At 60.0% G+C, this 13,221-nt stretch carries 15 protein-coding genes; 12 read left to right on the forward strand and 3 right to left on the reverse strand.

Translation table 11 applies throughout. The features are described 5' to 3' along the window. Positions 1–2,550 (reverse strand): peptidoglycan glycosyltransferase/peptidoglycan DD-transpeptidase MrcA, encoded by a 2,550-nt coding sequence (gene mrcA, locus AC6I8F_RS01365; RefSeq protein ID WP_031279687.1) that lies wholly within the window; start codon positions 2,548–2,550, stop codon positions 1–3. 148 nt (positions 2,551–2,698) lie between these two features. Between mrcA and pilM the strand changes: the two genes are divergently transcribed. The 12 genes from pilM to trpS all read left to right on the forward strand — a co-directional run bounded on the left by pilM (position 2,699) and on the right by trpS (position 12,695). After that, positions 2,699–3,508 carry a type IV pilus biogenesis protein PilM gene (gene pilM, locus AC6I8F_RS01370; RefSeq protein WP_282954959.1) on the forward strand — a complete coding sequence of 270 codons (810 nt, stop codon included), beginning with the start codon at positions 2,699–2,701 and terminating at the stop codon, positions 3,506–3,508. Next, positions 3,508–4,050 carry a PilN domain-containing protein gene (locus tag AC6I8F_RS01375; protein WP_241798839.1) on the forward strand — a complete coding sequence of 181 codons (543 nt, stop codon included), beginning with the start codon at positions 3,508–3,510 and terminating at the stop codon, positions 4,048–4,050. The genes pilM and AC6I8F_RS01375 overlap by 1 nt, the downstream gene beginning before the upstream one ends. Continuing rightward, positions 4,043–4,531, forward strand: a complete 489-nt coding sequence (locus tag AC6I8F_RS01380; RefSeq protein ID WP_132466609.1) for a HofO family protein — start codon at positions 4,043–4,045, stop codon at positions 4,529–4,531. Before AC6I8F_RS01375 ends, AC6I8F_RS01380 begins: the two co-directional genes overlap by 8 nt. Beyond that, positions 4,521–4,901: a HofP DNA utilization family protein gene (locus AC6I8F_RS01385; protein ID WP_222951537.1), complete on the forward strand. Its 381-nt coding sequence runs from the start codon at positions 4,521–4,523 to the stop codon at positions 4,899–4,901. Before AC6I8F_RS01380 ends, AC6I8F_RS01385 begins: the two co-directional genes overlap by 11 nt. Beyond that, a complete protein-coding gene (gene hofQ / locus AC6I8F_RS01390) occupies positions 4,843–6,102 on the forward strand; it encodes a DNA uptake porin HofQ (protein ID WP_498028411.1) in 1,260 nt (419 codons plus the stop codon). Before AC6I8F_RS01385 ends, hofQ begins: the two co-directional genes overlap by 59 nt. Positions 6,103–6,583: 481 nt before the next feature. Next, positions 6,584–7,105: a shikimate kinase AroK gene (gene aroK / locus AC6I8F_RS01395; protein WP_010617392.1), complete on the forward strand. Its 522-nt coding sequence runs from the start codon at positions 6,584–6,586 to the stop codon at positions 7,103–7,105. 39 nt (positions 7,106–7,144) lie between these two features. Further along, positions 7,145–8,233, forward strand: coding sequence for a 3-dehydroquinate synthase (gene aroB / locus AC6I8F_RS01400; RefSeq protein WP_498028412.1), 1,089 nt, complete (start codon positions 7,145–7,147; stop codon positions 8,231–8,233). A gap of 94 nt (positions 8,234–8,327) precedes the next feature. Next, positions 8,328–9,356 carry an SPOR domain-containing protein gene (locus tag AC6I8F_RS01405; protein WP_498028413.1) on the forward strand — a complete coding sequence of 343 codons (1,029 nt, stop codon included), beginning with the start codon at positions 8,328–8,330 and terminating at the stop codon, positions 9,354–9,356. 96 nt (positions 9,357–9,452) lie between these two features. Then, positions 9,453–10,265 carry an adenine-specific DNA-methyltransferase gene (dam, locus tag AC6I8F_RS01410; RefSeq protein WP_021507424.1) on the forward strand — a complete coding sequence of 271 codons (813 nt, stop codon included), beginning with the start codon at positions 9,453–9,455 and terminating at the stop codon, positions 10,263–10,265. 65 nt (positions 10,266–10,330) lie between these two features. Then, on the forward strand, positions 10,331–11,014 hold the full coding sequence (gene rpe / locus AC6I8F_RS01415) for a ribulose-phosphate 3-epimerase (protein WP_021507425.1): 684 nt from the start codon (positions 10,331–10,333) through the stop codon (positions 11,012–11,014). Beyond that, complete coding sequence (locus AC6I8F_RS01420; RefSeq protein ID WP_498028414.1) at positions 10,998–11,675, forward strand: phosphoglycolate phosphatase; 678 nt, start codon at positions 10,998–11,000, stop codon at positions 11,673–11,675. The genes rpe and AC6I8F_RS01420 overlap by 17 nt, the downstream gene beginning before the upstream one ends. Positions 11,676–11,690: 15 nt before the next feature. Next, entirely contained in the window at positions 11,691–12,695 is a 1,005-nt protein-coding gene (trpS, locus tag AC6I8F_RS01425) for a tryptophan--tRNA ligase (RefSeq protein ID WP_058770971.1), read from the forward strand. Between the two features lie 40 nt (positions 12,696–12,735). Here the strand turns inward: trpS and AC6I8F_RS01430 are convergent, their stop codons facing one another. Continuing rightward, positions 12,736–13,008 (reverse strand): hypothetical protein, encoded by a 273-nt coding sequence (locus AC6I8F_RS01430; RefSeq protein WP_498028415.1) that lies wholly within the window; start codon positions 13,006–13,008, stop codon positions 12,736–12,738. Next, entirely contained in the window at positions 12,998–13,180 is a 183-nt protein-coding gene (locus AC6I8F_RS01435) for a hypothetical protein (protein ID WP_498028416.1), read from the reverse strand. The genes AC6I8F_RS01430 and AC6I8F_RS01435 overlap by 11 nt, the downstream gene beginning before the upstream one ends. Positions 13,181–13,221: the final 41 nt, after the last annotated feature.

A 13,221-nucleotide genomic window follows, 5' to 3' on the forward strand; every position in this document is an offset into this window, starting at 1 on the left:
TCAAAACAGTTCGTGGCTTTCACCGTTGTCCATGATGGTGGTGCCCACATCATGCACCGAATACTCGGTCGGCTGGGTGCCGTTGATGAAGTACTCCTGACGGGTGTTGCCGCCACCGTTGGCCAGCTTGCCGGTGCTGCGGTCAATGGTCACCGTCACCACGCCGTCCGGCGGTGTCAGCGGCTGCACCGGCACACCATCCAGCGCCACTTTCATGTAATCATCCCATGCCGGCTGCGCACTCTTCGCGCCGCCTTCGTAGCCGGAGATCTGATCCGGAATCGCACCCGATACCGTGGTGCGACCCAGCGCGCGCGAATCATCAAAGCCAATCCACACCGACGTCACCACGCCCGGACCATAACCGGAGAACCAGGCATCTTTGGAACTGTTGGTGGTACCGGTTTTGCCGCCGATATCGTTACGCTTCAGATCGCGACCGGCACGCCAGCCGGTTCCCATCCAGCCCGGTTCACCGAAGATGTTGGAGTTCAGCGCGCTCTTAATCAGGAACGCCAGCGGCGTGTTGATCACGTGCGGCGCATACTGCTGATCGCCGGCGGGCTGCGGCTGCGCCGGTACCTGCTCCAGCTCGGGCTGCGGCACGGTCTGATTCTGCTGCTGATTCGAGGTGGCAACGTTTTCCACGCTCTCTTCATTCAGCGCCACCGACTTTTTGGTGTCGCCATAGATCACCGGCAGATTGCACTGCGGGCAGGCGATCTTCGGCTGCGCCTGGAAAATTACGCCGCCCTGTTCGTTCTCAATCTTCGCGATGAAGTAAGGATCGACCAGGAAGCCGCCGTTGGCCATCACCGCATAGCCGCGCGCCACCTGCATTGGCGTGAAGGATGCGGCGCCCAGTGCCAGCGACTCGGTATGGATAATGTTCTGCGCCGGGAAGCCAAAGCGCTGCAGATACTCAGCGGCGTAATCAACGCCCATAGCACGCATCGCGCGCACCATCACCACGTTTTTCGACTCACCCAGCCCCTGGCGTAAACGAATCGGACCCGCATAGGTCGGCGGCGAGTTCTTTGGTCGCCAGTCTGCGCCGGCACCGGCATCCCAGCGTGAAATCGGCACGTCGTTGAGGATGGAGGCCAGCGTCAGGCCGCGGTCCATGGCGGCGGTATACAGGAACGGCTTGATGTTCGAGCCGACCTGACGCAGCGCCTGGGTGGCGCGGTTGAACATACTCTGGTTGAAGTCAAAACCGCCCACCAGCGCGCGTACCGCACCGTCTTCCGGATTAAGCGACACCAGCGCCGAATTCACCAGCGGTACCTGTCCCAGCCACCACGCGTCACCGACTTTGCGTACCCAAATCTGCTGGCCAGCCTGCAGCACCTGAGTGACGCTGCGCGGCGTCGGGCCCTGCAGGGTGTCAGATTTATACGGACGCGCCCAGCGCACGCCGGCTAAAGTCAGCGAAACGCTGCTGCCATCTTTCAGCATGGCGGTGGCTTCGTCGGCGCTGGCGCTGGTGACCACGGCGGCATTCAGCGGACCGTAGACCGGCAGATTTTTCAGCGTATTGACGATGCGGGTGTGATCCCAGCTGGCTTCACCCACTTTCCACAGCACGTTGGTCGGACCGCGATAGCCGTGACGCATATCGTACGCCATCACGTTGTTACGCACCGCCTGCTGTGCGGCTTCCTGCAGATGGCGGGTCACGGTGGTATACACCTTGTAGCCATCGTCATAGGCGCTGTCGCCGTAGCGTTTCACCATCTCCTGACGCACTAACTCGGTGAGATACGGTGCAGAGAAGGCAATTTCCGGGCCGTGATAGCTGGCGGTCAGCGGCGTGTTGCGCGCGTCGTTATACTGCTGCTGCGTGATGTAGTTCTGATCCAGCATGCGAGCCAGCACCACATTACGGCGCGCCAGCGCACGGGCGTGTGAATAGAGCGGGTTAAAGGTCGACGGCGCTTTCGGCAGGCCGGCGATCATCGCCATCTCACTCAGCGACAGCTGATCGACCGGTTTACCGAAGTACACCTGCGCCGCCGCACCGACGCCGTAAGCGCGATAGCCGAGATAGATTTTATTCAGATACAGCTCAAGGATTTCATCCTTACTCAGCAACTGCTCGATGCGAATCGCCAGGAAGGCTTCCTTGATTTTACGCATCAGCGTGCGTTCAGGGCTGAGGAAGAAGTTACGCGCCAGCTGCTGCGTAATGGTACTGGCGCCCTGCGAGGCGTGGCCGGAGACCAGCGCGATGCTGGCGGCGCGGAAAATCCCCACCGGGTCGACGCCGTGATGCTCATAAAAGCGGCTGTCTTCGGTAGCGATAAACGCTTTGATTAGCTCAGGCGGCATCTGTTGCAGGGTGAGCGGGATACGGCGCTTTTCACCGTACTGGGCGATCAGCTCGCCATCCGCGCTGTAAACCTGCATCGGGGTTTGCAGGCGCACATCTTTCAATGTGTTCACATCAGGCAGCTGCGGCTCTATGTATTTGTACAAACCATAAACCGTGCCGGCTCCCAGCAAAATGCAACACACTGCAAGGATCAATAAATACTTTACGAACTTCACCTGAGAATTCCCATCTGTTGGCGTTTGGGCAGTTTATAAACAATCGCGCGGTAGTATAAAGGCAAGCCTGACGCTTTGATATACCCGTCAATCTTCATGCAATGCGGGTAATCATCCTTTTTCCTGTAACGATAAGGAGATCGCGCGCATGGCTTTTCAGCGCTGGCAAATTGGACTGGACATCCAGAACGGGCAACTCTGCGCCCTTGGCATTGAACGACGCCGTCACGGATGGCAGCTGCGACACTGGTGGCAGCAGCCGCTGCCGCACGATACGTTACGCAACGGCGTGTTGCAAACCTCGCCAGTGTTACAGGAGATGTTGGTGCGCTGGCAGCGTCATTTACCCAGGCGCTACTCACTGCGCGTTGGCCTGCCGCCGCAGCTGGTGCTGCAGCGTACGCTGCCGTTGCCGCAAACCTCACTGCGCGAGCCGGCGCTCAGCCGCTACGTTAACGCGTCCGCATCACGCCTGTTCCCGGTCGAAGCCGCCTCGCTGTCGCTGGATTACCGGCTGGGCGGCAGCGCCAGCCAGCTGCACGTCACCGCTGCGCGCCGTGACGTCATCGCCCAGTGGCTGGCGCCGCTGCAGCAGGCCGGACTGCGCCCCGACGTGTTTGAGCTGAGCAGTCTGGCGCTGACGCAGATCGCCATGCGCGTTCCGCTGCGCCCGCATCAGCTGCTGATCCATCCGCTCAGCGACCACTGGCTGTGGACGCTGGCCGGCGAAAATAGCGCCTGCGGCGCGGCGACCGAATCTCTGACGCTCGCCCATCTGCGTGACACCTTTCCCCAGGCACAAACGGTGTTCTGCACCTCACCGCAGGCGTTGCCGGAGGCGGAAGTGCAGCGCTGCAAGCCGCTGGCGCTGCTGCATTATCTGCAACCGCCACTACCGGCAGAGGCGGGCGCGCTGGCGATTGCGCTAGGCCTGGCGCTACGTCCGGAGGATTACTGATGCTGGCGGTCAATTTGCTCCCGTGGCGGGCACAGCAGTTGCTGCTACGCCGCCAGCACAGCGTGGCGTTGCTGGTTGTCGTGCTGCTGGTAACGCTGTTACTCACGCTGCTGCTGTGGTGGCGCGCTGAACAGCGGCTCCAGCAGGCAGCCCGGCAGCAGGCCGATATGACCATGCAGCTCCAGCAGATACAGCAGCGGCTGGCGCAACAGCAAACGCTGATGGCGCAGCGGGATGATCTGTTACGCAGGCAGCAGGCGCAGCAACAGCGGCTGCAGCAGCATCAACGCTGGCAGCAGTTCTGGCAGCAACTGCCCGCACTGATGCCGGAGACGCTGTGGCTGAGTCGCGTGGAGCGGCGACAGGGGCAACTGGTGCTGGACGGTCTGGCGCAGAGCCTGGCTGATGTCAGCGCGTTCCGCCAGCAGCTGCAGACGCAACCGCTATTTGCGGCGGTGAAGCAGGGCAGCGTACAGCGTCAGGCGCAGGGGGATTACCGCTTCGCGCTGCGTGCCCGGCTGCAGGAGGCGACCAATGAATGAACTCATCCAGCGCTGGCTGCAGCTGGCACTGACGTGGCGAATAGCCAGCCTGCAACTGCTGGCGCTGCTGCTATTCGGGCTGGCGTGGCTACTGCTGCTGCGTCCGCAGCAGCAGCAGTTCAGCACGCTGCAACAGCAGCTGTCACAACTGGCGCAGCAGCACCAGCAACGTCAACAGCAGCTGGACGAGCGACCGGCCATCGAACAGCTCCAGGCGGAGATCGCAACGCTGCAGCCAGCGGCAACGGCGGCGTCCGTATCGTTAGAGCAACTGGTGGCAGCGCGCGGCAATCAGCTCGAGGCCTGGCATCCGGACAATCAGCCACAGCAGCTGGCGCTGCGCCTGAGCTGGCCGCAGTTTCTGCCGCTGTTCAGCGGGCTGGCTGCGACGGCGTTAGCGGTGCCACAGCGTTTTCAGCTGCAGGCGGAGCAGGGCGTGTTACACAGCGAATTCTGGCTGGAGAGTGACGATGCGGAGTAGCGCACTGGTGTTACTGCTGTGCAGCAGCTGGGCGCTGGCGCGCGATCCGTTCCAGCCGCTGGCTGCCAGCCAGTGTCAGGCGCCCGCTGCCGTACCGCAGGGCTGGCGCTTACAGGGCATCATTGGTCGCGCGCCGCACTTTGTGGCCTGGCTGGTTTCACCGCAGGGCAAACGTCAGCGGCTGAGCGCACCGGCTGCTTTTCCGCTGGCACCGTGGCAGGTGACCCAGCTCAGCGCACATACGCTGGTACTGAGCGCCACGCAGAGCTGTCCGCCGCAGCACATCACATGGGTAATAAAAGGAGGATTTTATGAAAAGGATGACGCTGCTGCTGTGGCTGGCGCTGAGCAGTCCGCTGCACGCCGCTGATCAGCCCCTGAGCCTGGTATTTGATGATGCGCCGGTCGAGCGCATTCTGCAGGCGCTGGCTGACTATCAGCAAACCAACCTGCTGATCGCGCCGGGCGTGGAGGGGCGGCTGTCGCTGCGGCTGGATAACGTCGGCTGGGAGCGCGCACTGGCGCTGGTCACGCGGCTGGCGAAACTCACCGTGATCCAGGAGGAGGGTGTGCTGCTGGTCTATCCGGAGAGCTGGCAGCAGCGACAGGCACAGCAGGCACAGGCGGAGCGTGAAGAGAAGCAGCTGCAGGCGCCGCTTGAGCAGCGCACTGTCACGCTGCACTACGCCAGCGCCAGCGATGTCTACCGCAGCCTGCAGGCGGAACGCTCGCTGATGACGCCGCGCGGCAGCGTGACGGTGGATAGCCGTACCAACAGCCTGTTGCTGCGGGACAGCGCGCAGGCGCTGCGCGACACCGAGCGCTGGCTGCAGGCGCTGGATCTGCCGCTGGAGCAGGTTGAGCTGTCAGCGCACATTGTTACCATCAATGAAGAACATCTGCGCGAGCTCGGCGTCAGCTGGAGCACCGCACCCGGCGATGTCGTCACCGGGGCGCTGCGCAATCCGCAGCTGCTGGTGCCGCTGGCGGTGAGCAATCCGGCGATACGCGCCGGCGTCACGCTCGGACCGATGAGCGGCGAACTGCTTAACCTGGAGCTGAGCGCGCTGGAGCAGGAGAACCAGATCGAAATCATCGCCAGCCCGCGGCTGTTTACCTCACACCAGCAGACCGCCACCATCAAGCAGGGCACCGAAATTCCCTACGAGGTGAAATCCGGTAACAGCGGTGCGACGGCGATTGAGTTCAAAGAGGCGGTGCTGGGCATGGAGGTGACGCCAGTAGTATTGGGCAACGGGCGTATTCAGCTCACGCTGCGGCTGAGCCAGAACATGCCGGGTCGCAGCCTGACGATGGGGGAAAGTCAGGTGCTGAGCATCGATAAGCAGGAAATCGCCACTCAGGTGACGCTGCGCGACGGTGAAACGCTGGCGCTGGGCGGTATTTTCCAGCAGCAGCGCACCCAGGGCGAAAAGCGCGTGCCGTGGCTGGGCGAGGTGCCGCTGTTCGGCAGTCTGTTTCGTCAGCAGACCGACGAGCGCAAAAAACGTGAGCTGGTGATCTTCATCACGCCGCGACTGGTCAGGGAAGCAGCGCTTACCGCCGGATAAAGCGGAAAATTCGCTCCATATGACCAACTGCGTTGACGCAGGGCAGGAATTAGCATACAAGGTTTAGCGATTTTAAAACGGTGTAACGGAACGCGGCAGGATAACCTTCCGGCGGGTGTCAGTGACAAGCGATACTGACATCGAAAGAAATATGCCCGAATTTTGGGTGGTACAGGACGTCAGCAACGGCACCAATTCCACAGTTTACGCAGGTAAGCTGTCGGGAGCGACAGGCCCAGCCAGCGCACCTGTAGCGCGCACAAGGATGGCAAAAAAGGAAGAGCGTTACCGTCTCGCGAACCACAGACCGGTCCTGTTTGAAGGTCGCCGGGGGCAATTTATTCGGTTGCCAAACGGCCATGAGTGTTGAGATAATTTTCCGTCTGACTCTTGCTAACGCTCATGAGGTCTCAGTTCCTGTCCCGCCAGCAATGTGCTGAACGCGGGGTATCATCAACGAATTCTTAGTAATACCGACAAAATGGCAGAGAAACGCAATATCTTTCTGGTTGGGCCGATGGGTGCCGGCAAAAGCACTATTGGTCGTCAGTTAGCTCAGCAACTCAATATGGAATTTTTCGATTCCGATCAGGAAATTGAGCGACGTACCGGAGCGGATGTAGGCTGGGTATTTGATGTGGAAGGCGAAGCCGGTTTTCGCGATCGTGAAGAGAAAATCATCAACGAGCTGACCGAGAAACAGGGCATTGTCCTGGCGACCGGTGGCGGCTCCGTCAAATCCCGTGAAACCCGTAATCGTCTCTCCGCCCGCGGTGTGGTCGTCTACCTCGAAACCACCATCGAAAAGCAACTTGCCCGCACTCAGCGTGATAAAAAGCGTCCGCTGCTGCAGGTTGACGAACCGCCGCGCGAAGTACTGGAAGCGCTGGCTGGCGAACGTAATCCGCTTTATGAAGAGATCGCTGACGTCACCATTCGCACTGACGATCAAAGTGCAAAAGTTGTCGCCAATCAGATCATCAACATGCTGGAAAAAAATTAATCCAGCACCCTGAGGGCTCAGCAATAGGTATCGGTCATCATGGAGAAGATCACTGTCTCACTGGGGGATCGCAGTTACCCCATCACCATCGCTGCCGGACTGTTTAACGATCCGGCTTCTTTTTGGCCGCTGAAAGCCGGCGACAATGCCATGCTGGTGACGAATCAGACGCTGGCACCGATCTATCTGGACAAACTCGCGACGCTGCTGAGCAACGCCGGGGTGAAAGTGGATCAGGTGATTCTGCCCGACGGTGAGCAGTACAAAACGCTGGCGGTGATGGACGAGGTTTTCACCGCGCTACTGCAGAAGCCGCACGGCCGTGATACCACGCTGATTGCGCTGGGCGGTGGCGTGATTGGCGATCTGACCGGTTTTGCGGCCGCCAGCTACCAGCGCGGCGTACGCTTTATTCAGGTGCCGACCACCTTACTGTCGCAGGTTGACTCCTCGGTCGGGGGCAAAACCGCGGTGAACCATCCCCTCGGTAAAAACATGATCGGTGCTTTCTACCAGCCGGCTTCGGTGGTGGTCGATACCGACTGCCTCACCACGCTGCCGCCGCGCGAGCTGGCCTCCGGTCTGGCGGAAGTGATCAAATACGGCATCATTCTCGACGGTGAATTTTTCCAGTGGCTGGAGCAGAATCTTGATGCGCTGCTGGCGCTGGATAACACAGCCATGGCTTACTGCATTCGCCGCTGCTGCGAGCTGAAAGCCGAAGTGGTGGCAGCCGACGAGCGTGAAACCGGCCTGCGTGCGCTGCTCAATCTCGGTCATACTTTTGGCCATGCGATTGAAGCGCATATGGGTTACGGCAACTGGTTGCACGGTGAAGCGGTTGCGGCGGGCATGGTAATGGCGGCGCGCACTGCTGAGCGTCTGGGTCAGTTCAGCGCTGCCGACACTGACCGCATTATTGCGCTGCTGCAGCGTGCTGGCCTGCCGGTTAACGGCCCGGCCAGCATGACGGCAGAAGCTTATCTGCCGCACATGATGCGCGATAAAAAAGTGCTCGGCGGCGAGCTGCGTCTGGTGCTGCCTCTCGCTATTGGCCGCTCCGAAGTGCGCGGCGGCGTGGCGCATGATATGGTGCTGGCTGCGATTAACGATTGCAAAGTATCTTGATTATCCCCGGACTACGTCGGGCTGCCGTCCGGCGGGGGAACAGTGAGCAGTGATGCGGCACGTGGGAAGCGTGCCGTTTTACGGAGGAGGCTAAATGGATGAGTTCAAACCGGAAGACGAGTTAAAACCTGACGCCAGTGACCGCCGTCCCACGCGGCCTCGCAAATCGTCTTCTGCGCCGAAAGCGAAAGTACCGGTTTCCCGTCAGCATATGATGATGGGTATCGGCATTCTGGTGCTGCTGATTCTGGTGCTGGGCATTGGCTCCGCGCTGACCGGCCCGGACGAGAAAAAACCGGCCAGCAACAGCGCCAGCACCGGTAGCGCGGCACCAGCTGGCGGCGGCAGTGAAAAGAATATCGACCTGTCAGGTTCAACCGCCATGAGCGGCCAGCAGAATGCCACGCCGTCGGCTGAGGGCAGTGCGCCGCAGAATACCGCCGGTAACGCCGCACCCGCCGGCAGTGACGGTCAGTCAATCTCCATGCCGTCTGTCTCCTCCACGCCGACTCAGGCAGCACCGGTTGACACACCGGCCAACCAGCAGCGCGTAACGCTGCCGGGCGATCTCAATACCGCGCTGAATAATCAGCAGGGTTCCGTTGATGCCGCGGCGCAGGGCGCACAGGGCAACAGTTCGCTGCCTACCGCACCGGCAACGGTCAGCGGCAGCGCCGGCAAAGCGGTCACGCCGCCGGCGGTAAGCGCTGAGACGCCACCACGCAGCCCTGGTGCCAGCAGCGGCAGCAGCCACAAAACCCCGGCTGCCAGCAAACCGGCCGCAGTAAAAGAGAACAAAACGCACACCACCACCGCGCACAACAGCGCACCGGCCAGCAGTGGCGGTGCCAGCAAGTCGCTGCCATCGGGCGGCAACTACACGCTGCAGCTGAGCGGGGCGTCGAAAGAAGCGAGCCTGAACGCCTGGGCGAAGAAACAGAATCTGAGCGGTTATCACGTGTATAAAACCACGCGTAACGGCCAGCCGTGGTACGTGCTGGTGAGCGGCGCTTATGCCACACCGGCCGAAGCCAAACGTGCAGTAGCTTCACTGCCGGCGGAAGTGCGTGCGGCAAACCCGTGGGTTAAGCCGCTCAGCCAGGTGAAGAAAGAGAGCCAGTAAGTGATGTGGGGCCGCGTTGCTGCGGCCCCGTTCTAAGCGCAGATCTGCTGTCGGTTTCGCCACAGCCAATAATTAAGATGTAATAGCCACGACAGCATGAAGAAAAATCGCGCTTTCCTGAAATGGGCCGGAGGGAAATACCCGCTGCTTGACGATATCCGTCGTCATCTGCCACAAGGTGATTGTTTAATCGAACCTTTTGTCGGCGCCGGTTCCGTATTCCTCAACACCGATTATGACCGTTATCACCTGGCGGACATCAACGGTGATCTGATCAATCTCTACAATATCGTTAAAACGCGCACCGCCTCGTTTATTGAAGACGCGCGCCAGCTGTTCAGCGCCAGCGGCAATACGGCGGAAACCTATTACGCTCAGCGTACGGCGTTCAACGCCAGCACGGATACCTATCAGCGTGCCGTGTTGTTTCTTTATCTCAACCGCCACGGTTACAACGGCCTGTGCCGTTACAATCTGCGCGGTGAATTTAATGTGCCCTTTGGTCGCTATCGTAAGCCGTACTTCCCGGAAGCCGAACTGTTATGGTTCGCCGAGCGCGCGCAAAAAGCCACCTTTGTCTGTGAATCGTACGATGTTACTCTGGGCAACGCCCCTGCAGGCTCAGTGGTTTATTGCGATCCGCCGTACGCGCCGCTGTCGGCGACGGCTAATTTTACCGCTTACCACACCAACAGCTTTAGCCTGCGCGAGCAGCAGCATCTGGCGGAACTGGCCAGTAAGCTGGCGCAGGAGAGCCGCATCCCGGTACTGATTTCAAACCACGATACCCTGCTGACGCGCGAGTGGTATCAGCATGCGGATTTACACGTAGTTAAAGCCCGGCGTTCCATCAGCCGAAGCATAAGTGGTCGCACTCAGGTTGACGAACTGCTGGCGCTTTTCCGCTAGCCCGTTTCGTCCGCGACCAACGCATCACGCCAGCTCCGGCTGGCGCACAAAATTGGGAGATTCGGATGAAACAATTTTTACTGGCCCCATCAATCCTTGCCGCTGATTTTGCCCGCCTGGGCGAAGATACCGCTAAAGCGCTGGAAGCGGGTGGCGACGTGGTGCATTTCGATGTGATGGATAACCACTATGTTCCCAATCTGACCATGGGGCCAATGGTGCTGAAAGCGCTGCGCGATTACGGCATCACCGCGCCCATCGATGTGCATCTGATGGTCAAACCGGTCGATGCGCTGATTCCGGAATTCGCCAAAGCGGGTGCCAGCTTCATTACTTTCCATCCCGAAGCCAGCGAGCACGTTGACCGTACGCTGCAACTGATCAAAGAGCACGGCTGTAAAGCCGGTCTGGTGTTCAATCCGGCAACGCCGCTCAGCTATCTCGATTACGTGATGGATAAGCTCGACATCATTCTGCTGATGTCGGTCAACCCAGGCTTCGGCGGCCAGTCCTTTATTCCGGGCACGCTGGATAAACTGCGCGAAGCGCGTCGTCGCATTGACCAGAGCGGTTATCAAATCCGTCTGGAAGTGGATGGCGGCGTGAAGATCGATAACATCGGTCAGATCGCGGCGGCCGGGGCTGATATGTTTGTTGCCGGCTCGGCGATCTTCGGTCATCCGGATTACAAGAAGGTGATCGATGAGATGCGCAGCGAACTGGAGAAAGTTAATGGCTCATTTCACTGATATCCGCGCGCTGGCGTTCGATCTCGATGGCACGCTGGTGCACAGCGCGCCAGGCCTGGCACAGGCGATCGATCTGGCGCTGGCCGATTTGCAGCTGCCGCCCGCGGGCGTTGAGCGCGTCTCGACCTGGATTGGCAACGGTGCGGACATCATGATGGCGCGGGCGCTCAGCTGGGCGCTGGGCCGTGAGCCGCAGGCCGACGAGCAGCGCGACGCGCGTGCGTTGTTCGACAAACATTACGCCGCAACGGTGGAAGCCGGCAGTACGCTGTTTCCACAGGTGCAGGAAACGCTGGCTGCGCTGCATGCCAGCGGTCTGCCGCTGGCCATCGTCACCAACAAACCCACACCGTTTGTTGCTCCGCTGCTGCAGTCGCTCGGCATTGCCGACTACTTTTCTCTGATCATCGGCGGCGACGATGTGGTGGTGAAAAAACCACATCCGGCGGCGATTTTCCTCGTTCTCTGCCGTTTCGGCGTGCTTCCAGGACAATTGCTGTTTGTCGGTGATTCGCGCAATGATATTCTCGCTGCCCAGGCGGCGGGCGTGCCAAACGTTGCGATGACCTTCGGCTACAACTACGGTGAGCCGATTGCCACCAGCCAGCCCGATTTAACTCTCGATACTTTTAGCGAACTTTTGCCCGTTCTCGGGCTGTGATTATCAGGACATAACATGAGCAAACCCATCGTTTTCAGCGGCGCCCAGCCTTCCGGTGAACTGACCATTGGCAACTACATGGGTGCGCTGCGTCAGTGGGTGCAGATGCAGGATGATTTCCACTGCATTTACTGCATCGTCGATCTGCACGCCATCACCGTTCGTCAGGACCCGGCCGCGCTGCGCAAAGCCACGCTGGATACGCTGGCGCTGTACCTTGCCTGCGGTATCGATCCGGAAAAAAGCACCATCTTCGTGCAGTCGCATGTACCGGAGCACGCCCAGCTGAGCTGGGTACTGAACTGCTACGCCTACTTCGGCGAACTGAGCCGCATGACGCAGTTCAAGGACAAATCGGCACGTTACGAAGAGAACATCAACGCCGGCCTGTTCGATTATCCGGTGCTGATGGCGGCCGATATTCTGCTGTATCAGACTAACCAGGTGCCGGTCGGCGAAGACCAGAAGCAGCACCTTGAGCTGAGCCGCGATATCGCCGCGCGCTTCAATGCGCTGTATGGCGACGTGTTTAAAATTCCTGAACCGTTTATTCCGAAGTCCGGCGCGCGCGTGATGTCACTGCTGGAGCCGACGAAGAAGATGTCGAAATCCGATGACAACCGCAACAACGTGATTGGTCTGCTGGAAGACACCAAATCGGTGGTGAAGAAGATTAAGCGTGCAGTGACCGACTCGGAAGAGCCGCCGGTGGTGCGTTACGACATCAAAGAGAAAGCGGGCGTGTCTAACCTGCTGGATATCCTGTCAGGCGTGACCGGTAAGTCGATTGCGCAGCTGGAGCAGGAGTTCGAAGGCAAAATGTATGGTCACCTGAAAGGCGCGGTGGCAGATGCTGTGTCTGAGATGCTGACTGAGCTGCAGGAGCGTTATCATCGTTTCCGCAATGACGAAGCGTTCCTCAACCAGGTAATGCGCGATGGCGCAGCGAAAGCCCGTGCGCATGCCCAGGAAACGCTGAAGAAAGTGTATGACGCCGTAGGCTTCGTGGCGCAGCCATAAGCCGGTTTGCCGGGGCGCAGCACAACGCGCCCCGCAGGCTTTACTTCACCCGATGCAGCGTCAGCTCTGCGCCATCCCAGAATAGCCGCGCATTGCCGTCGGCCAGCACGCTCAGTACCGCGCCCGGTGCCGGTCCCCACGCCTGATTGCCACAGTGCACGTTGAAGCCATAGCGAAAGCTGAAATCACGATCCTGTCCGGCCCCGCTGGCGGCGCTCAGGCGCGGTTTTCCCTGGCAATTGTCGGTCGCCGGATTGATGCCGCGTTCGGCAGTGCCGCGCGTCCAGCTGATCGCATTGGGTTTAAACGCCACGCGCGCCCATAAACTGCGGATCGTTTTTGATGTAAATCTGGCCGTTCTCCTTTTTCGGCGTCACGGCAACCACCTGCCATTCGCCCGTGACCGATGACCACGTTACCGGGGCGGCACTCACCGCCACGCTCAGCGGCATCAGCAGCGCCGCGGCCAGAGAAATAATGCGCATGGAAACTCCTTGTGATTGATTTGGCTGCTCAGTCTGGCGGC

Source organism: gamma proteobacterium symbiont of Axiagastus rosmarus (assembly GCF_059730925.1).